Source organism: Brevibacterium sp., assembly GCF_052105255.1.
GTDB classification, from domain to species: Bacteria; Actinomycetota; Actinomycetes; order Actinomycetales; family Brevibacteriaceae; genus Brevibacterium; species Brevibacterium linens_B.
The window spans coordinates 1-18336 of record NZ_JBQDYQ010000059.1 but is presented as its reverse complement, the minus strand read 5'-3'; the positions used below and the strand labels follow the sequence as shown (position 1 = coordinate 18336).

17 protein-coding genes, 4 tRNA genes and 1 pseudogene are annotated in these 18336 nt (G+C 64.9%); 15 read left to right on the top strand and 7 right to left on the bottom strand.

The window, feature by feature from the left end; all coding sequences use genetic code 11:
- Positions 1-132: 132 nt before the first annotated feature.
- The 3 genes from rpsT to ACTIIH_RS13585 form a co-directional block, all read right to left on the bottom strand.
- Positions 133-393, bottom strand: coding sequence for a 30S ribosomal protein S20 (rpsT, locus tag ACTIIH_RS13595; RefSeq protein ID WP_025777880.1), 261 nt, complete (start codon positions 391-393; stop codon positions 133-135).
- Between the two features lie 244 nt (positions 394-637).
- Complete coding sequence (locus ACTIIH_RS13590; protein ID WP_101553431.1) at positions 638-1243, bottom strand: type II toxin-antitoxin system PemK/MazF family toxin; 606 nt, start codon at positions 1241-1243, stop codon at positions 638-640.
- A gap of 77 nt (positions 1244-1320) precedes the next feature.
- Positions 1321-2085, bottom strand: a complete 765-nt coding sequence (locus tag ACTIIH_RS13585) for an endonuclease/exonuclease/phosphatase family protein (protein WP_127364429.1) — start codon at positions 2083-2085, stop codon at positions 1321-1323.
- 205 nt (positions 2086-2290) lie between these two features.
- Here ACTIIH_RS13585 and lepA point away from each other — a divergent pair, with 205 nt between their 5' ends.
- Together lepA and hemW are read left to right on the top strand one after the other, a co-directional pair.
- Positions 2291-4159, top strand: coding sequence for a translation elongation factor 4 (gene lepA, locus ACTIIH_RS13580; RefSeq protein WP_101553433.1), 1869 nt, complete (start codon positions 2291-2293; stop codon positions 4157-4159).
- The gene (gene hemW, locus ACTIIH_RS13575; protein ID WP_101553434.1) at positions 4160-5389 is read left to right on the top strand and encodes a radical SAM family heme chaperone HemW; all 1230 of its coding nucleotides are present in this window, start codon (positions 4160-4162) and stop codon (positions 5387-5389) included.
- Between the two features lie 86 nt (positions 5390-5475).
- On the opposite strand, the gene ACTIIH_RS13570 is transcribed toward hemW, so the two are convergent.
- The 3 genes from ACTIIH_RS13570 to ACTIIH_RS13560 form a co-directional block, all read right to left on the bottom strand.
- A complete protein-coding gene (locus ACTIIH_RS13570) occupies positions 5476-6249 on the bottom strand; it encodes a DUF4870 domain-containing protein (RefSeq protein WP_441452372.1) in 774 nt (257 codons plus the stop codon).
- 85 nt (positions 6250-6334) lie between these two features.
- The gene (locus tag ACTIIH_RS13565) at positions 6335-7027 is read right to left on the bottom strand and encodes a DUF4870 domain-containing protein (protein ID WP_101593396.1); all 693 of its coding nucleotides are present in this window, start codon (positions 7025-7027) and stop codon (positions 6335-6337) included.
- A gap of 149 nt (positions 7028-7176) precedes the next feature.
- Positions 7177-8040 (bottom strand): DUF3097 family protein, encoded by an 864-nt coding sequence (locus ACTIIH_RS13560; RefSeq protein WP_081770366.1) that lies wholly within the window; start codon positions 8038-8040, stop codon positions 7177-7179.
- Between the two features lie 161 nt (positions 8041-8201).
- Here ACTIIH_RS13560 and hrcA point away from each other — a divergent pair, with 161 nt between their 5' ends.
- The 8 genes from hrcA (at position 8202) to zapE (ending at position 16281) form a co-directional block, all read left to right on the top strand.
- Positions 8202-9242, top strand: a complete 1041-nt coding sequence (gene hrcA, locus ACTIIH_RS13555) for a heat-inducible transcriptional repressor HrcA (protein WP_441452370.1) — start codon at positions 8202-8204, stop codon at positions 9240-9242.
- Positions 9243-9369: 127 nt separating this feature from the next.
- Positions 9370-10485: a molecular chaperone DnaJ gene (gene dnaJ, locus ACTIIH_RS13550; protein WP_101553437.1), complete on the top strand. Its 1116-nt coding sequence runs from the start codon at positions 9370-9372 to the stop codon at positions 10483-10485.
- The gene (locus tag ACTIIH_RS13545; RefSeq protein WP_101553438.1) at positions 10482-11243 is read left to right on the top strand and encodes a 16S rRNA (uracil(1498)-N(3))-methyltransferase; all 762 of its coding nucleotides are present in this window, start codon (positions 10482-10484) and stop codon (positions 11241-11243) included. The genes dnaJ and ACTIIH_RS13545 overlap by 4 nt, the downstream gene beginning before the upstream one ends.
- 100 nt (positions 11244-11343) lie before the next feature.
- Positions 11344-12378: a PhoH family protein gene (locus tag ACTIIH_RS13540; protein ID WP_101553439.1), complete on the top strand. Its 1035-nt coding sequence runs from the start codon at positions 11344-11346 to the stop codon at positions 12376-12378.
- Positions 12375-12863 carry an rRNA maturation RNase YbeY gene (ybeY, locus tag ACTIIH_RS13535; RefSeq protein WP_101553440.1) on the top strand — a complete coding sequence of 163 codons (489 nt, stop codon included), beginning with the start codon at positions 12375-12377 and terminating at the stop codon, positions 12861-12863. Before ACTIIH_RS13540 ends, ybeY begins: the two co-directional genes overlap by 4 nt.
- Before the next feature lie 8 nt (positions 12864-12871).
- Positions 12872-14179: a hemolysin family protein gene (locus ACTIIH_RS13530; RefSeq protein ID WP_240811963.1), complete on the top strand. Its 1308-nt coding sequence runs from the start codon at positions 12872-12874 to the stop codon at positions 14177-14179.
- A 1-nt stretch (position 14180) separates the two neighbouring features.
- A complete protein-coding gene (gene era, locus ACTIIH_RS13525; RefSeq protein ID WP_441452367.1) occupies positions 14181-15119 on the top strand; it encodes a GTPase Era in 939 nt (312 codons plus the stop codon).
- A 154-nt stretch (positions 15120-15273) separates the two neighbouring features.
- On the top strand, positions 15274-16281 hold the full coding sequence (gene zapE / locus ACTIIH_RS13520; RefSeq protein ID WP_035320155.1) for a cell division protein ZapE: 1008 nt from the start codon (positions 15274-15276) through the stop codon (positions 16279-16281).
- A gap of 97 nt (positions 16282-16378) precedes the next feature.
- Here zapE and ACTIIH_RS13515 read toward each other — a convergent pair whose 3' ends face one another.
- Positions 16379-16855 carry a TIGR02611 family protein gene (locus ACTIIH_RS13515; protein ID WP_240811954.1) on the bottom strand — a complete coding sequence of 159 codons (477 nt, stop codon included), beginning with the start codon at positions 16853-16855 and terminating at the stop codon, positions 16379-16381.
- Positions 16856-16991: 136 nt separating this feature from the next.
- On the opposite strand from ACTIIH_RS13515, the gene ACTIIH_RS13510 reads away from it, so the two are divergent.
- The 5 genes and pseudogenes from ACTIIH_RS13510 to ACTIIH_RS13490 all read left to right on the top strand — a co-directional run.
- A tRNA-Gly gene (locus ACTIIH_RS13510) sits at positions 16992-17064 on the top strand.
- 26 nt (positions 17065-17090) lie between these two features.
- A tRNA-Cys gene (locus ACTIIH_RS13505) sits at positions 17091-17161 on the top strand.
- A gap of 30 nt (positions 17162-17191) precedes the next feature.
- Positions 17192-17263, top strand: a tRNA-Val gene (locus tag ACTIIH_RS13500).
- Positions 17264-17300: 37 nt separating this feature from the next.
- A tRNA-Val gene (locus ACTIIH_RS13495) sits at positions 17301-17372 on the top strand.
- A 356-nt stretch (positions 17373-17728) separates the two neighbouring features.
- Positions 17729-18336, top strand: a pseudogene (locus tag ACTIIH_RS13490) (hypothetical protein); the annotation flags it as partial.

The window sequence follows — 18336 nt, the reverse complement described above, 5'->3', positions numbered from 1 at the left end:
AGGTAGTGAGACAGCACAGCCCAGCAACCTCGCGCGAGGTTGCTGGGCCGCCGTCAGGTAGCAATAAGGGAAGAGAACGGGGTCCGAACCGTGTGGTTCGGACCCCGTGAAGCTATAGCCTCAGTCGTGCGCTCAGAGAGCGTTGATCTGCGTGGACAGGCGCGACTTGCGGTTCGCAGCGTTGTTCTTGTGCAGAACACCCTTCGAAACAGCTTTGTCGAGCTTGCGGGCAGCCACAGCATAAGCCTGCTGTGCCTCTTCCTTGTTGCCGGCAGCAATGTTCTCGCGAACGACGCGGACGTAGGACCGAACCTCGGACCGGACAGCCTTGTTGCGCTGACGAGCCTTCTCGTTGGTCTTGATCCGCTTGATCTGGGACTTGATATTAGCCAATTTCAACACTCTTTCGTGTTAGTGGTACATGGTCGTGAGGGCGCATCGAACCGACATGATCATCTCCGCGGGGAAACACATCGACGACTTCGAATCCGACGGCATCTTCACCCGACCTCGGCGAGACACACGCCTTGATGAAGACACAATCACCTATGATACAGCCTCGAACACCGGGCCGGAAATCCCGTGCAGCCTCGTCGCGCAGTGCACACAATGGTCCGTCCGGGCTGTCAGGCGGGTCTCAGCCGGAGATGTGCTCGGCGACGCGGTCGAAAACGTCGCGGGGGATGACCGCACCTTCCCGGCGGATCGAATCCGGGTCGAGGCGGATGATCCGATCAAGGCGGAGTTCAGAGGGCCTTCCCTGCGAATCCCAGTCCCCGGTGCCGATGTTCATCCACTTGGCGTGCCGGTCCTCGCGGACCTCGCCGACGCCGCCGGGGATGTGATCCTTGCTCGTGAGCATGAGCGCGAGCACCCACCTGCCGTCACGGCCGACGACCAGCGACGGGCGATCCTTTCCCTGTGAGTGATCCTCCTCGAAGGGGACCCACCCCCAGACGACCTCGCCCGGATCGGCATCGCCGTCGAGATCGGGGGAGTAGCTGACCTTGATCGACCCCGTGAAATCACCGGGGTACGAACCCGAACCGCCTGAGCCGGCACGGTCATCAGGCCTCGCCGAGGTGGCACCTCCACCGCCCGGCCGCGGAGGATCCTGCCGGCGGGCATCCGTGGGCTGCGAGGAGCCTCCGGAGTTCTTCTTCGACTGCGACTGTCGCAGGTAGCGCAGCCCCTCACGGACTCCGATTCTCGCGGCCCGATTGACCAGTGATTTCCAATTCATATGTCCAGCCTAAACGAGTCGACTGCCGCAGGTCGCGCAGAACAGCGAACCGACGCAGACATATGAAACCGACACGGTCATGTGAAATCGAGGACAGCCTCGACTGGGAAATGGTCGGAGGGGTACGTCCCGTCGATCTCGAACGTGTCGATGCGCGTGGACACCGTGCGCAGGCCCGGGGTCGTCAGGATCCAGTCGATGCGCGGCTCACCGGCTTTCGGGCCCGTGTAGCGATGGAAGGTGCCGATATCCTCCCCGGGGATCTCCGCGGCGGTGTCGGTGAGGCCGAGTTCGGTGCAGAAGAAGTCGTAGACCGGGGAGCCGGTGGCGACATTGAAGTCACCGGTGACCACGCAGGGATGGGCCGCCTCGGCGATGGACTCGGCCATGATCCGACCGGACTCGAGACGGGCGCGCTCGGACTTGTGGTCGAGGTGGGTGTTGAGCACACGCAGCCGTCGGTCGGAGTCGAGGTCGCGGACATCGACCGTCGTCAGGGTGCGTGCATGCGAGACTCCCCATGACTCCGATGCCACGGTGTCGGGCTGTTCGGACAGCCAGCTGATGTCGACGGCGTCGACGTCGAAGCGCTTCGAATCGAGGATCACGGCCGTGAACTCTCCGGAATTGCCGCCGGAGTGGCCCTCTCCGAGCCAGATGTACTCCTCGGGCAGCAGGCTGATGAGCGTCTCGAGCTGGTCGAATTCGCCCTCCTGGGTGCCGATGAGGTGCGGACGTGCGCGCCGGATGAGCTCGGCGGCGATCGGCAGCCGCTCGGCCACCGGATGTCCGTCCATGGCGGGATAGCGGAGGTTGAAGCTCATGACCCGGAATTCGCTCATGCCACCATCTTCCCCGATCGGCACGGTCCGGCACATGCATCGGCCCCGTTCGGCGCGGACGAATCGCATCCGACAGCTGACGAACCGCGAAAGTCCCCGACGATGACGACGTGCACGTCTGTGGATTCCAGGTCCGTGCACAAGTCATGAAACAATGGGAGATCGGGTCTGACCGGGGACCCGGTCTGTCAACGAAAGGGCGTTCATGTCACCTCAGGTGAATCAGGAAGCTGCACAGCGGATCTCACCGTCTGCCACCTCACCCGAGCTGATTCGCAATTTCTGCATCATCGCTCATATCGACCATGGCAAATCGACCCTGGCCGACCGCATGCTCCAGATGACCGGTGTCGTCGAGAACCGCGATATGCGCGCCCAGTACCTCGACCGGATGGACATCGAACGCGAACGCGGAATCACCATCAAGTCCCAGGCCGTGCGCATGCCGTGGGAACACGGGGACACTCCGTACGCGCTCAACATGATCGACACTCCCGGCCACGTCGACTTCAGCTACGAGGTCTCGCGGTCCCTGGCCGCCTGTGAAGGCGCGCTGCTGCTCGTCGACTCCGCTCAGGGCATCGAAGCCCAGACGCTGGCCAACCTGTACCTGGCCATGGAGAACGATCTGACGATCATCCCCGTGCTCAACAAGATCGACCTGCCGGCCGCACAGCCGGAGAAGTACGCGGACGAGCTCGCCAACCTCATCGGCTGCGAACCCGAGGACTGCCTGCTCGTGTCCGGCAAGACCGGTGAAGGCGTCGAAGAGGTCCTCGACCGCATCATCACCGATATCCCCGCTCCTGTCGGCGACGCCGACGCCCCGGCCCGCGCCATGATCTTCGACTCCGTCTACGACACCTACCGCGGTGTGGTCACCTATGTTCGGCTCGTCGACGGTTCCCTCAAGCCGCGTGAGAAGATCGAGATGATGTCGACCGGCAGCACTCACGAACTGCTCGAGATCGGTGCCTCCTCACCCGAGCCGAAGGCGACGAAGGGCCTCGGCGTCGGTGAGGTCGGCTATCTCATCACCGGGGTGAAAGATGTCCGGCTGTCGAAGGTCGGCGACACCGTCACGCTGGCCGCGTCTCCCGCATCGGAACCGCTCGAGGGGTACAAGGAGCCGCAGCCGATGGTGTATTCGGGCCTGTTCCCGATCGACGGCTCGGACTACCCGGTGCTGCGTGACGCGCTGGACAAGATCAAACTCAACGATGCCTCCCTGGCATACGAGCCCGAGACGTCCACGGCGCTGGGCTTCGGCTTCCGCTGCGGCTTCCTCGGCCTCCTGCACCTCGAGGTCCTCCGCGATCGGCTCGAGCGCGAATACGACCTCGACCTCATCTCGACGGCACCGAGCGTGATCTACGACGTGACCATGGAGGACGGGACCGAGACGACGGTGACGAACCCGAGCGAATTCCCCACGGGCAAGGTCAAGGAAGTCAGAGAACCCATGGTCCGGGCGACGATCCTCACTCCGAGCGACTACATCGGTGCGGTGATGGAGCTGTGCCAGACCCGTCGGGGCAACCTGCAGGGCATGGACTACCTGTCCTCGGACCGCGTGGAGATCCGCTACCGCCTGCCGCTGGCAGAGATCGTCTTCGACTTCTTCGACCAGCTCAAATCACGGACCAAGGGCTATGCGACGCTCGACTATTCCGATGACGGGGAGGATCCGTCGGATCTCGTCAAGGTCGATATCCTGCTGCACGGCGACCAGGTCGATGCGTTCTCGGCGATCGTCCACCGCGACAATGCCTACTCCTACGGTGTGGCGATGGCAGGCAAGCTGCGCAAGCTCATTCCGCGCCAGCAGTTCGAGGTGCCCATCCAGGCGGCCATCGGCTCTCGCATCATCGCCCGTGAGACCATCCGTGCCATCCGCAAGGACGTGCTGTCGAAGTGCTACGGCGGCGATATCAGCCGTAAGCGCAAGCTGCTCGAGAAGCAGAAGGAGGGCAAGAAGAGGATGAAGGTGGTCGGCACCGTCGAGGTCCCGCAGGAAGCCTTCATCGCGGCCCTGTCCTCCGACGAGCCGGAGACGAAGGACAGCAAGAAGTAAGTGCCCGCACAACCGACCGGTGAGGTCCCTCCGCGCGACGGTTCGCTGCCGACTTCGGCGGGGATCGGGGCCGCTGAGCGAGGGCTGAGCCTCTACATCCACGTCCCGTACTGCCGGGTCCGCTGCGGCTACTGCGACTTCAACACCTACACCGCCGACGACCTCGGCCCGGGCGCGTCCCGTGAGGACTACCGCGGAAACCTCGCCCGTGAGCTCGATCTGTCCGTGTCCACCCTCGCCGAGGCTGGGGCGGGCGACCGTGAGGTCTCGACGATCTTCTTCGGCGGGGGCACCCCGACGCTGCTCGCAGCCGACGTGCTCGCCGGGGTGATGGACGATGTCCGCGCCCGCTTCCGCCTGGCCGAGACCGTCGAAGTCACCACCGAAGCCAACCCCGACACCCTGGATCCTGCCTATATCGCGACTCTCGCCGGAGCCGGTGTCAACCGGATCTCCATGGGTATGCAGTCGGCCGTGCCGCATGTGCTCGCGACCTTGGACCGCACCCATGATCCGGAGAAGATCCCCGAGGTGGCTCGCTGGGTCAAGGACGCCGGACTCGAACTCAGCCTCGACCTCATCTACGGCACCCCGGGGGAGTCGTTCGCCGATTGGCGTCGCTCGCTGGAGGTTGCCCTGTCCAACGAGGTCGATCACATCTCGGCGTATTCCCTCATCGTCGAACCGGGAACGAAGATGGGCGCGATGGTGCGCCGCGGCGAACTGCCGATGCCCGATGAGGACGACTTGGCCGACAAATACGAGATCGCCGACGCCGCGATCTCCGCCGCCGGTCTGCATTGGTACGAGGTGAGCAATTGGTCGACCGGTCCCGATACGCGCTGTGAACACAATCTGGCCTATTGGCGCAATGCCGACTGGTGGGGCTTCGGGCCGGGCGCCCACTCCCATGTCGGGGGTGTGAGGTTCTGGAACGCCAAACATCCGCGTGCCTGGGCCGACCGGCTCGTGGCGGGGCAGTCCCCGTCGATCGGTCGGGAGGTCCTCGATGATCGGACCCGGGAGATCGAGCGGATCATGCTCGCCGCTCGGATCGACCGTGAGCTGCGCCTGGACTCTCTGGCTCCGGGCAGCCAGCAGGCGATCAGAACCTTCGTCGGACAGGGTCTGCTCGACGCGGATGGCGCCGCGGCCGGCTGGTTCCAGCCGACTCTGCAGGGACGTCTCATGGCCGACTATATGGTGCGCATCCTCACCGAATACGTGTGAACGAGTCTCGCCCCGCCATCCGGATCGGGCGGCGGGGCGAGCTGCTCAGCGAATCTGCGCCGGTGGGACTCTCGGGCTGCGTCAGCTCACTTGATCCAGTTCGGAGTCATCGGGATTCGGTAGCCCTCACCGCGGTTGGCTGCCATTCCGGCGATGATCTCGATGACGATCATGTAGATCGAGAGCACCGGCAGGAGCAGCAGGATGAGGAAGCCGATGCCGACGATCGTGAGGATTCCGCCGATCAGTCCGATGCCGAATCCGGCGATGACACCGATGATCAGCAGGTTGAGCGACTGTGCGCCATGATGACGCAGGAACGGCGACTTGTCCTTGTTGATGATGAAGAGGATGAGGGTGACGATCCAGCCGACGCCGACGACGTAGGTGGCGGCGTGTGCGAGGTGTGACCACAGTGCGGTGGTGCGTTCGCTCTGGTCGGCGTTCCAGAATCCGAGTGAGTTCGGACCGTAGGCGGCATCCGGAAGTTCTGCTCCCATGGGAACACCGGCGGCAGCCGACTGCGCCGAGGATGCTCCCTGGAATCCGTATCCCGCCTGCGGCTGTCCCTGGGGAGCGCCGAAAGGCTGCTGGGAGCCGTAGCCGGGCTGCGAGCCGTAGGCCGGATTCTGCTGCGGGGAGCCGTGCCCGGCGTGGGGCTGCTGAGAGCCGAAGCCGGGCTGAGATCCCTGCTGAGGGTTCTGCGGCTGCGAGCCGTACTGGGTCTGACCATTCTGCTGCGGCTGCGAACCCTGCTGCGGCTGCTGCGCTTGCGGCTGCTGTGAGCCCGACTGCGGGGAATAGTTCGGGGGCATCGGCTGTGACTGTCCGTTGTTCGGCTGCTGCGGGTTGTCCGACATGAGAGTCCCTTCAGAGTGTGCGATCACTCCACATTAACCCAGGGAGTGCGGGCTGTCCCAGAGTGCGCGGGGTGACGGGGGATGGTCACTTCACGAAGTTGATGGTGAGCGGAAACCTATACCCCTCGCCCCTGTTCGCTGCGACGGCGGCAATGATGTAGAGGACGCAGTAGACGAGTGGGACGATGACCGCGGCGTACATGATGATGATGCCGATCCCGAAGGTCACCAATGCGAGGATGAAACCGAGGATGCCGAAGACGAAGAGGGCTGCGAAGGTGACGATCGTGTTCGTGATCATCGCGTTGAGTCCCTGACGCGAATGCTCGCGGACGAACGGCGACTCGTCCTTCTTCACGAGGAACATGATGAGCGGCATGAACCCGAACAGAAGCGCGCCGAGGTGGGTCCACAGAGCCGTGGTCCGGTCGGGTTCGGGGGCCATCCAGAACTGTTCGGAGCCGGGTCCGTACGCCTGCTCGGGCAGGGAGCGGGAGTCGAACATCGCCGGGTTGTGCATCTGCGGCATGCCGTAACCCGGCTGCGCGCCAAATCCAGTCTGCCCACCGTACCCCGGCTGACCACCGTACCCCGGCTGACCGCCGTAACCAGGCTGCGCGCCGAACGACTGTTGTGAGCCGTAGCCCGTCTGACCACTGTGCGTCTGCGGCCGAGAATACTGCTGGCCCTGCGGCGCGTAGGGCTGCTGCGGGCCCGACGCCTGAGAGTAGTTCGGCGGCATCGGTCGGCTGCCCGGCTGCTCGGGGTGGTGCGACATGGGGATCCTTTCGAAGAACGCTTGCCCTCCAGACTAGCCGAGCCCCGCGTCCCGAGGATGTCGGGAAAGCCTCACTCCTGTGACAGTTTCGGCACACGCCGACAGCTCGCCGTGACCACCACGGGCCACCGACGCACCACCGAAGTCAATCAGCCGACGGTGACGAAGTCGATGAGCTCCTCGACCCGACCCGACAGCGTCGGTTCGACATCGGCGATCGTGCTCACCTTCCCGAGGATGCGCACCCACCCGCGAGCGACATCTCGATGGTCGGCGTGCGGCCATCCGATGCGCCGGAGGATTCCCGTCTTCCAGTCCTCACCGCGGGGGACGACCGGCCATTGCCGGATGCCGACGACATGGGGCTTCACCGCCTGCCAGATATCGACGTAGGGGTGGCCGATGATGTGGACGACGTCGCGGTAGCGCGGATCGGCACGGACCGCCTCGGCGATCTTCGATTCCTTCGTCCCGGTCACCAGGTGATCGGCGAGGACACCGACCCGATGGTCCCGATCCGGACCGAAGGCTGCGAGCTTGTCGGCGACGTCGTCGAGACCGCCCAGGGGTTCGACGACGACGCCTTCGATGCGCAGATCATCGCCCCAGATCTTCTCGACGAGTTCGGCATCGTGCTTGCCCTCCACCCAGATCCGCGACCCGCGGGCCACTCGAGCCTTCGCACCGACCACGGCGCGAGACCCGGAAGCCGTCCGCCCGGGCTGCTGCGCCTTCTTCTTCGGCAGCTGCACATCGACGGGCTGTCCTTCGAGGAGGAAACCCGGTCCCAGCGGAAAGGCACGGACCTTGCCGACGCGGTCCTCGAGCTTGACGACGACACCGGCCGTGGTCTTCTCCGCGCCGACGACAGCACCGACATAGCCGCTCATCGCATCCTCGAGAACCATGCCCAGGCCGAGCTCGACCTGACGGGACTTCTGCGGACGGTGCGACGACGGCGAGGAACCGGAGAGCACATCGGGGCCATAGCGATCAAAAGCATTCACGGGCACCCACCATAATCAAGGACGGTCCCGCAGGCGCGCAGACCCGCAGGTCACCCCCAGAAATGAATTCCGGGGACGAGAAGCGTAGAATTGGCACTCAGGCTCAAGGAGTGCCAAGTATCGGCACGGGACCGTGATCGGCTGAAGAGACGGAGAGGAGAACCGCGATGAACGACAGCAGACGTGCACAGGTGCTGCGCGCCATCGTCGAGGACTTCGTCGCCACCAACGAACCCGTGGGATCGAATGCGATCGTCCAGCGCCACACCCTCGGCGTCTCCCCGGCCACGATCCGCAACGATATGGCCCAGCTCGAGCACGAAGGCTATATCGCCCAACCCCACACCTCGGCCGGTCGGATCCCCACCGACCTCGGCTACCGGATGTTCGTCGACCGCATCGACGAGTTCAAACCGCTGACCACCGCCGAGCGCCGCGCGATCTTCCAGCTCATCGACGGCGATGTCGACCTCGACGAGATGCTCGACCGCACCGTCCGCGTGCTCTCCGGCCTCACCCGCCAGGTGGCGCTCATCCAATACCCGACGGTGTCGCGGGCGCGCATCAAACACGTCGAGATCGTCGGCCTCGGCCCCGGCCGGATCCTCGTCGTCCTCATCACCGACGCCGGTCAGGTCGAGCAGAAGTCCGTGATCACCCCGACCCCGCTCGACGAGGATGCCGTCCGCGGGCTGCGCGACCAGATCAATGCCGATTTCGCCGGACGCACGCTCGCGCAGGTCTTCGGTTCGTCCCCCACCGCCGAGGCGGTCGCCGCCGAATCGAGCGAGTCGGCGGGACGTGACGAGTCCGGACTCACACAGGTCAGGGCCGCCGTCGTCGACCTCGTCGCCGCGACCCGCGAAGAGCGCATCATCATGGCCGGGACTGCGAACCTCGCCCGTTCCGGCAGCGAATTCGGAGAGAAGATGGCCCCGATCCTCGAAGCCTTCGAGGAGCAGGTGGTCCTGCTCCGGCTGCTCACCTCGATGGCAGAGGACCATGGGGGGATCAGCGTGCGCATCGGGCGTGAGAATACTCACGAATCGTTCAGTTCGACTTCCGTCGTCGCCGCCGAATATGGTCATGACGCGGGTTCGTCGGCCAGACTGGCGGTGCTCGGCCCGACCCGGATGGACTATCCGACGACGATCTCGGCAGTCCGTGCCGTCGCGAAGTACGTGTCCTCGATCCTCGACCGAGGGTAGGGCCGGTGCAGTGACGACGACCAGGGGTGCCCGCAGTCGGGCAGCACGCAACCGGTGAGTACCGCGCAGGAGCGCAGCCACCACCACGAACAGAGAAGACCACTACGTCAGGGAGAGAGAAGTTTCTGTGGCCGATCACTATGAAACACTCGGAGTGTCCAAAGACGCTTCCGCGGCTGAGATCAAGTCGTCGTACCGGAAGCTGGCACGCAAGTACCACCCGGACGTCAATCCCGGTCACGAAGACGAATTCAAAGCCATCTCACTGGCCTACGACGTGCTCTCGGATCCGGAGAAGCGCCGCAACTACGATATGGGCGGCGGCGAGAACGGTCAGGGCTTCCCCGCCGGCGGCGGCTTCGGCGGATTCGGCGACATCTTCGAGACCTTCTTCGGCGGTGGCGGCGGACAGGCCGGAGGCCCCATCCCGCGCACACAGCGCGGCAAGGACGCCCTCGTCGGCGTCAACATCGACTTGAAGACCGCGGCCTTCGGCGGCACCGTCGATCTCGACGTGACCACTGCGGTCGTCTGCGACACCTGTTCGGGTGCCGGCACGCAGGAGGGCACGAAGATCGAGACCTGCTCGCTGTGCCACGGCGCCGGCAGCGTCCAGCGCATGACGCGGACCCTGCTGGGCCAGATGGTCACGAACCAGACCTGCAACTCCTGCCACGGCTTCGGCACCGTCATCCCCAACCCCTGCCTCAACTGCCAGGGCGACGGACGCGTGCGCAAGCAGCGGACCATGAAGATCCGCATCCCCGCCGGAGTCTCCGACGGCACCCGCATCCAGCTGTCCAGCCAGGGAGAGGTCGGTCCCGGCGGCGGACCCGCCGGTGATCTCTTCGTCGAGGTCATGGTCACCCGCCACGAGGTCTTCCAGCGCGACGGCGACAACCTCCGGGCCGCCGTCTCGGTGCCGATGACCGCAGCGACCCTGGGAGCGACCATCCCGTTCGAGACCTTCGACGGCACCCAGGACCTCACCATCGCCGCCGGCACCCAGTCCGGCACCGTCGTCAAACTCCCCGGACTCGGCGCCTCCCGCCTGCGCTCGGAGACTCGCGGCGACCTGCTCATCACCGTCGACGTCCTCACCCCGGACACCCTCGACGACGAACAGCGCGAACTGCTCGAGAAGCTCGCCGAACTGCGCGGAGAGGAAGCACCGCGGGCCCAGATCTCGACGGAGAACCGCGGAATGTTCTCCCGCATGCGTGAGAGGTTCGCCGGTCGGTGAGTCTTCCCGTATTCCGCTCCGCCACCGCCGCCGAGGCGGTCGTCGGGTCCGCTCTCACCCTCGGTGAGGACGTGGCCGGGCACGCGGTGCGGGTGCGTCGGATCGGTCCCGGCGAGGACATCGACATCGTCGACGGGGACGGCACACGGGTGCGCGGAACCGTCACGGCCGCCTCGACGAGCGAGCTGACGATCGACGTCACCGCGGTGACGCACGAGGACAGCACCGGCCCACGCCTCGTGCTCGTCCAGGCCCTGGCCAAGGGCGACCGAGACCTGCAGGCGATCGAAACGGCCACGGAGATCGGCGTCGACGACGTCATTCCCTGGGCCGCCGAACGTTCGATCGCCGACTGGCCGGCGAAGAAGCGGGAGAAGATGGCCGCGAAATGGGAGAACCTGCTGAATGCGGCCTCCCTGCAGGCCAGACGCTCCCGGTTTCCGGTGCTGCGCGAACTCGTCCGCGGGGCCTCCCTGGCCACAGCCTTCGACGAGTCCGATGCGGTCTTCGTCCTCCACGAGACCGCTCAGCGCAGACTCTCCGCAGCGCTGGCCGATCTGATCGCGGAGGGCAATTCGCCGCTGCCGGAGCGCATCGTCTTCGTCGTCGGGCCCGAAGGCGGCATCAGCGACGGCGAACTCGCAGCCTTGACCGGCCGTGGAGCGAGACCGGTGCTGCTGGGACCGACGATCCTGCGTTCGTCATCGGCAGGACCCGCCGGTCTCGTCCTGGCCCAGAATTCATTGGGCCGTTGGTGAGACACCGGACTAGGATGGAAGCACACTCTGGCGCCGCCGGTGACGGTGCGCCCACTTGCAAAGGAACATTCTGGACATCACTCCACCGAACCCGAACGCCATGAACCCCACCGACTCGGACGCCGCCGCACCCGGCGACGGTGCCGCGGGCAATGATGCCGTGACGGACACACGCGACGCCGAACGCGACACCGTGCGGCTGGTCATCCCGGACTCCATCGACCTCGTCGCCTTCTTCGGCCCCGGAGAGTCGAATCTGCGCGCCCTGGAGAAGACCTTCGACGACCTCGACATCCACGTCCGGGCCAATCAGGTCCAGGTCACCGGTGACCCCCAGCGTGTCGAAGCCTTCGTCAGCGTCATCGGGGAACTCAAGAAGCTGCACACGGCCGGCCATCGCATCAACGAAGAGACGATCGAGAGGGTCACGACGTTCTCCTCCGAGGGAGCGGCCGCCTCGGCGGTGCTCGGCACGGACATCCTCTCCACCAGGGGAAAGTCGATCCGTCCGAAGACGATGGGCCAGCACGACTACGTCAGGGCCATCCGCAACCACACGATCACCTTCGGCATCGGTCCGGCCGGAACCGGCAAGACCTACCTGGCGATGGCGATGGCCGTCAACGCCCTCCAGCACAAAGAGGTCTCGCGGATCATCCTCACCCGGCCTGCCGTCGAAGCCGGCGAATCCCTGGGCTATCTGCCCGGCACGCTCAACGACAAGATCGACCCGTATGTGCGTCCGCTCTATGACGCCCTCCACGACATGGTCGATCCCGAATCGATCCCGCTGCTCATCGAGACCGGCACGATCGAGGTCGCTCCCTTGGCCTATATGCGCGGGCGCACCCTCAACGACGCGTTCATCATCCTCGACGAAGCCCAGAACACGACGGCCGAGCAGATGAAGATGTTCCTCACCCGCCTCGGCTTCGGATCGCGCATGGTCGTCACCGGTGACATCTCCCAGATCGACCTGCCGGGCAAGACCCGCAGCGGACTCAAGGTCGTCCGCGACATCCTCGACGGCATCGATGACCTGCAGTTCTGCGAACTGGGCAGCAAGGACGTCGTCCGGCATTCGCTGGTGACGAAGATCGTCGAAGCCTACGACCTGTGGGGGAGTGCCGAATGAACACCGAGATCCTCAATGAGACCGACGCCGAGGTGGACCTCGACGAAGTCGTGGCCCTGACCGAATACTTGGGCTCTGCCCTGCACATGCACCCGGGGGCGGAGCTGGCCGTGACGATGGTCGATTCGGCGGCGATGTCCGAACTCCACGTCACCTGGATGGATCTCGAGGGCCCGACCGACGTCATGTCCTTTCCCATGGATCAGCTCCACCGTGGTGAGCCGGGGACGCCGACCGAAGGTCAGATGGGCGATATCATCATCTGCCCCGAGGTCGCCGGGGCTCAGGCTCGGGCGGCCGGTCATTCGACGATGGACGAGATCCTGCTGCTGACCGTCCACGGTTTCCTCCACCTGCTCGGCTACGACCATGGTCAGCCCGAGGAGCGCGAGGAGATGTTCGCCCTCCAGCGGCATCTGCTGCTGACTTTCTTCGCAGCCCGCTACGACGGTCGCACCGACATCCCCACCCCCACCGAGGTCTGATCGTGTTCATGTTCTTCCTCGGTGCGGCGCTGTGCCTCATCATCGCGGCCACCCTGTCTGCCGTGGATGCCGCTCTGCTCAACGTCTCCCACCATGCGGTCGAGGAGGCGAAGGAGGACGGCAAACGCTCTGCTGTGCGGGTGGAGCGGATCCTCGCGGACCTGCCGACGAACATCAACGTCATCATCTTCGTCCGCAACTTCCTCGAAGCACTCGCCACGGTCTTCATCGCGCTGGCCTATGACTCCTACTACTCCGTGGGCCCGCTCATGGTCTTCCTCACGGTGATCACCGCCTCGGTGGCGGTCTTCATCATCGCCGGAGTCTCCCCGCGCACGATCGGCAAACGCCGGTCCCTGGCCGTGAGCCTCAACCTCAGCTGGGTCGTGCGCATCGTCCTCGTCGCGCTCAAACCGCTGGCCCGCATCCTCGTCGTGCTCGGCAATCTGCTCACTCCGGACAAGGTGTACAAGGACGGTCCGTTCGTGACCTCCGAACAGCTGCGCGACCTCGTCGAACGTGCCAGCGAATCCGACATCATCGAAGACGGCGAACGCGAGATGATCCAGTCCGTGTTCAACCTCTCGGACACCTCGGCGAACGAGGTCATGGTGCCGCGCACCGACCTCATCACCGTCGACGCCGACGTCAGCCTGCAGAAGACGATGAATCTGTTCTTCCGCTCCGGCTTCTCCCGGATCCCCGTCTGCGGGGAGGATCTCGACGACGTCCGCGGAGTCGCCTACCTCAAGGACGTCGCCCGGCGCCTCCACCTCCATCCCGAGGAGGCCGAACGGCCCGTGGGCAAGCTGGCCCGCACCGTCCTGTTCGTCCCGGAGACGAAGCCGGCCGATGACCTGCTGCGGCAGATGCAGCTGGACTCGACGCATCTGGCGATCCTCATCGACGAATACGGCGGCACCGCCGGGCTCGTGACCATCGAAGACATCGTCGAGGAGATCGTCGGCGAGATCGAAGACGAATACGACAACGGCGATGACGAACTCGTTGAAGGCGACGATGGATCATTCATCATCAGCACCCGCATGTCGATCTCCGACTTCGCCGACTATTTCGATGTGCGCATCGACGAGGATGACGTCAACAGCGTCGGCGGACTGCTCTCGAAGCTCATCGACCGGGTGCCCATCGACGGCTCGCACGCGTCGATCGAAGGCCTCGAGATCGAAGCCATGGAGGGTCAGGGCCGCCGCCACCGGATCACCCACGTGCGGGTCACCCGCACCCACGAGGACAGCAGAGACGACGCACAGACCGCCGCAGCCGGTGGTTCGGGGACGCAGGAAGAGGACTGAGATGGAATTTCGCACCGACTACCCCGAGGACTACCGGGCGGGCTTCGCCTGCTTCGTGGGACGGCCCAATACGGGCAAATCGACGCTGACGAACGCCCTGGTGGGCGAGAAGGTCGCGATCACCTCGGCCAAACCTCAGACGACCCGTCACACGATCCGCGGAGTCGTTCACAAGGACGATCACCAGCTCATCCTCGTCGACACCCCCGGACTGCACAAACCGCGCACCCTCCTCGGGTCACGACTCAATGATCTTGTGGCGTCCACGCTGGGGGAGGTCGACGTCATCGGCTTCTGCCTGCCCGCCGATGAGCCGATCGGTCCCGGTGACCGCTATATCGCCTCCCAGCTGGCGCTGCTGGACGGGCGGACCCCGATCGTGGCGCTCGTGACGAAGGTCGACCGGGTGCCCAAGGACAAGATCGCCGAGGCGCTGCTGGCCGTCGGCGAGCTCGCCGACTTCGCCGATGTCGTGCCCGTCTCCGCCGTCGAGGACTTCCAGGTCGACACCGTCGATTCGGTGCTCGCGGCACACCTGCCGAAATCTCCTCCGCTCTATCCCGACGGTGACCTCACGGATGAGCCGGAGGAGAAGATGATCGCCGAGCTCGTCCGCGAGGCCGCCCTCGAAGGTGTGCGGGACGAACTGCCGCATTCCCTGGCTGTGCAGGTCGAGGAGATGTACCCGCGGGAAGGCCGCAGCGAGGACAATCCGCTGTGGAACGTCCACGTCAACCTCTATGTCGAACGTCCCAGCCAGAAGGCCATCATCATCGGCAAGGGCGGCAGCCGGCTCAAGGCGATCGGCTCGGAGTCCCGCCAGGGCATCGAACGGCTGCTCGGCACGAAGGTCTACCTCGACCTGCACGTCAAGGTGGCCAAGGACTGGCAGCGCGATCCGAAGCAGCTCGGCCGCCTGGGCTTCGACTTCAACAACTGAGCCTGTCAAGCCTGTCGCCGATGGCGGGGTGTACCGCGCGTTGTCCGTCAGTTGTCAGGTGGCGGAATCCGCGCCGATCCGCGCTCTGTGATGGACGCCACCTCGTGTCGGCCGAGTTGAACCGGGTGCTCGAGCCTGCCTTAGACTAGGCCGAGTGAATGCCGAGCAGACTCTGGTCGCACTGAGCGACCGATCCCCACAGGTTGCCCCCGAAGAGCTCATCGCAGGTCTCGTGCCGCCGCCGCAGTTCGAAGACGTGTCCTTCGACAGCTACCGCACCGACCCGGCCGAGCCGTCGCAGGAAGAGGCGAGGAACAAGCTGCGGGAATTCACCGAGCGCTCGACCGGCCAGGGATTCTTCGGCAAGCTGTTCTCGAAGGGCAAGTCCGGCGCCAAGGGCGTCTACCTCGACGGCGGCTACGGCGTCGGCAAGACTCATCTGCTGGCTTCTGCCTGGCACGCCAATGACAAGCCTGCAACCTTCGGCACCTTCGTCGAATACACGAATCTCGTCGGAGCCTTGGGCTTCGCTCGGGCCCGCGACGATCTGTCGACGATGAAGCTCGTCTGCGTCGACGAATTCGAACTCGACGACCCCGGCGACACCGTGCTCATGTCACGGCTGATGCGCGAGCTCACCGACGCCGGGGTGAAGATCATCGCGACGTCGAACACTCTGCCCGGATCTCTGGGGGAGGGGCGCTTCGCCGCTCAGGACTTCCTGCGCGAGATCCAGGCGCTGGCCGATCAGTTCGAGGTCTACCGCATCGACGGCAAGGACTACCGTGCCCGTGAGCTCACCGCTCCGGCCGATCCGCTGTCGGAGTCCGAACTCGACGCGGCTGCGAGCCGGCTCGACGGGGTCGTCGCCCGCGACGACTTCTCTCAGCTGCTCAGCCACCTGTCCACCGTCCATCCCTCGCGCTACGGGCGGATGGTCGACGGCGTCGACGCGGCTGTGTGGGAAAACGTTCGCACCATCGACAACGAGAGCGTGGCACTGCGATTCGTCGCGCTCGTCGACCGGCTCTACGATCGCAATGTGCCGATCCTCAACTCCGGTGCGGCCCTCGACAAGGTCTTCACCGACGAGTCGCTGGCCGGCGGGTACAAGAAGAAGTACATGCGCTGCCTCTCACGCCTGACCGCACTGTCGTCCTGAGCCCGTATCGGGGTCCTTCCCCGAACCGGACCGGGGTCCGGCCCGACGAGCCACGCCCGTGAGACCTCCGAACGAGGTCTCACGGGCGTCGTTGTCATCAGCTCAGGCCGATCACGTCGAAGATGCGCAGGTCCGGGACCCAATCGGGCAGACCGGTGAGTCGGAGGGTCAACCACACGACGGCGGTCACGAACGCTGCCGTCACCGCGCCGACGGTCCAGCGCACCCACAGACTCTGCGCCATGATCCAGTGGGTCCACCGTTCGACGTTCACGCGCACGAAGTGCAGCAGCCGCCGAGCCCAGTGGAACTCGCTGGAGATGATGAACAGGCCGATGATGACGATGAGCCAGCCCGGCCCGGGCAGCGGAACGAGAACGAGTCCGATGAGCACGATGAGTGTGCCGAGGCCACCGACGATGCTGCGATACAGCCGTGCCGTGTGCGGATTGGCCAGCACTGTGCGGCGCCACCGGAGGAAGCCCAAACGCAGCTTGCGCCACGGTCGGGGACCTTGCCGGTGGTGGCGTGACAACCAGCCTTTGGGGCGGGTCTGCGGACTCTCTGCGTTCACCCCACCACTATAGGATGGCGACCCTGAAAGCTTGATCGACGGGTGTGACCACGATCACCCGATTCTGATTTTGCGTAAGCCGCCACCTGCGTATAGAGTTATATCTCGTTGCCGGGGAAACCGGGCAGCGAGAAATGCGGATGTGGCTCAGTTGGTAGAGCATCACCTTGCCAAGGTGAGGGTCGCGGGTTCGAGTCCCGTCATCCGCTCGGAGGCGTCATGGCACTGCCTTGGCGGTGGCGTGGCCGAGAGGCGAGGCAGCGGCCTGCAAAGCCGTATACACGGGTTCGAATCCCGTCGCCACCTCGGATGACCGGCAGAAATGTCGGTTGACCAGCGCGATTGGCGCAGCGGTAGCGCGCTTCCTTCACACGGAAGAGGTCACTGGTTCGATCCCAGTATCGCGCACAGGGACCCTCGGGTTCCGGTGCAACAAATGAATAGAGCGCGATTGGCGCAGCGGTAGCGCGCTTCCCTGACACGGAAGAGGTCACTGGTTCGATCCCAGTATCGCGCACAGAAGAAGCCCCGAGTGATCCACTCGGGGCTTCGTGCATTCACGCTCGGGCAGGTGTCTGTCTATGAGGCGCTTTTTCGCAATAGCTCACTTTTGGGTGAATAGCCCATGTTTGAAACAGGGCTGTTCACTCTAAAGTGGGCTGAACCCGCGAGGTATGGCTGCGGCCGCCAGCGGCGGGGAAGCGCGATGGTGGGCACGGCGAGGCAGTGGCTCCCGAGGTTCATGGTGCTGATGTGGATAGTGTGCGTTTCGTTCACCATGTTCCAGGACTGAAACGCGGTCAGCATGCGGTAACAAAGGGGTTTGCTAGTACGCTGGGTGTTGTACTAAACGACGATGACTTCGGAGCACCTATGTCTACTCCTCAGAACCCGTACGGTTCGGGTGACGGTTCGCCCAACGACCCCAACGGGCAGAACCCGAACACCCAGCCGCCGAACGCCCCCAACTACGGCAATGATCAGAATTCCGGCCAGCAGCCGGGCCAGTCGGGCTCGGGGCAGTCCGGGCAGCAGTACGGCTCGGCGGGCAGCCAGCCCTACGGTTCGCAGCCGAACTACGGCCAGGGCGGCAACGACGGCTCGCAGCAGTACGGGCAGCAGGCTCCCCAGTACGGTTCGCAGCCCAACTACGGTGCGTCGAACGACCAGAGCCAGTACGACCAGAACCAGTACGGGCAGAACCAGTACGGGCAGAACCCGAACAACCAGTACGGCCAGGGTCATGGCGACCAGAACCCGTACGGAGACAACCAGTACGGGCAGAACCCCTATGACGCCAACGCGCAGTACGATGCCAACCAGTACGGTCAGCAGCCGGCCTACGCAGGTGCAGACGGTTCCTCCGATCAGTTCATCCCGGCCAACCCGAACGCCGCCTACGGTCAGTACCCGTCTGGCAGCGGCGGGAACACGTCGAAGAACATCTGGGGCATCCTCGCCCTCATCGGCGGCATCGTCGG

Excerpts from the sequence above, each read along its gene's own strand:
- ACTIIH_RS13590 (WP_101553431.1), bottom strand. The coding sequence starts at position 1,243 with ATGAATTGGAAATCACTGGTCAATCGGGCCGCGAGAATCGGAGTCCGT.
- ACTIIH_RS13585 (WP_127364429.1), bottom strand. The coding sequence starts at position 2,085 with ATGAGCGAATTCCGGGTCATGAGCTTCAACCTCCGCTATCCCGCCATG.
- ACTIIH_RS13570 (WP_441452372.1), bottom strand. The coding sequence starts at position 6,249 with ATGTCGGACAACCCGCAGCAGCCGAACAACGGACAGTCACAGCCGATG.
- ACTIIH_RS13565 (WP_101593396.1), bottom strand. The coding sequence starts at position 7,027 with ATGTCGCACCACCCCGAGCAGCCGGGCAGCCGACCGATGCCGCCGAAC.
- hrcA (WP_441452370.1), top strand. The coding sequence starts at position 8,202 with ATGAACGACAGCAGACGTGCACAGGTGCTGCGCGCCATCGTCGAGGAC.
- ACTIIH_RS13540 (WP_101553439.1), top strand. The coding sequence starts at position 11,344 with ATGAACCCCACCGACTCGGACGCCGCCGCACCCGGCGACGGTGCCGCG.
- lepA (WP_101553433.1), top strand. The coding sequence starts at position 2,291 with ATGTCACCTCAGGTGAATCAGGAAGCTGCACAGCGGATCTCACCGTCT.
- ybeY (WP_101553440.1), top strand. The coding sequence starts at position 12,375 with ATGAACACCGAGATCCTCAATGAGACCGACGCCGAGGTGGACCTCGAC.
- era (WP_441452367.1), top strand. The coding sequence starts at position 14,181 with ATGGAATTTCGCACCGACTACCCCGAGGACTACCGGGCGGGCTTCGCC.
- ACTIIH_RS13530 (WP_240811963.1), top strand. The coding sequence starts at position 12,872 with ATGTTCTTCCTCGGTGCGGCGCTGTGCCTCATCATCGCGGCCACCCTG.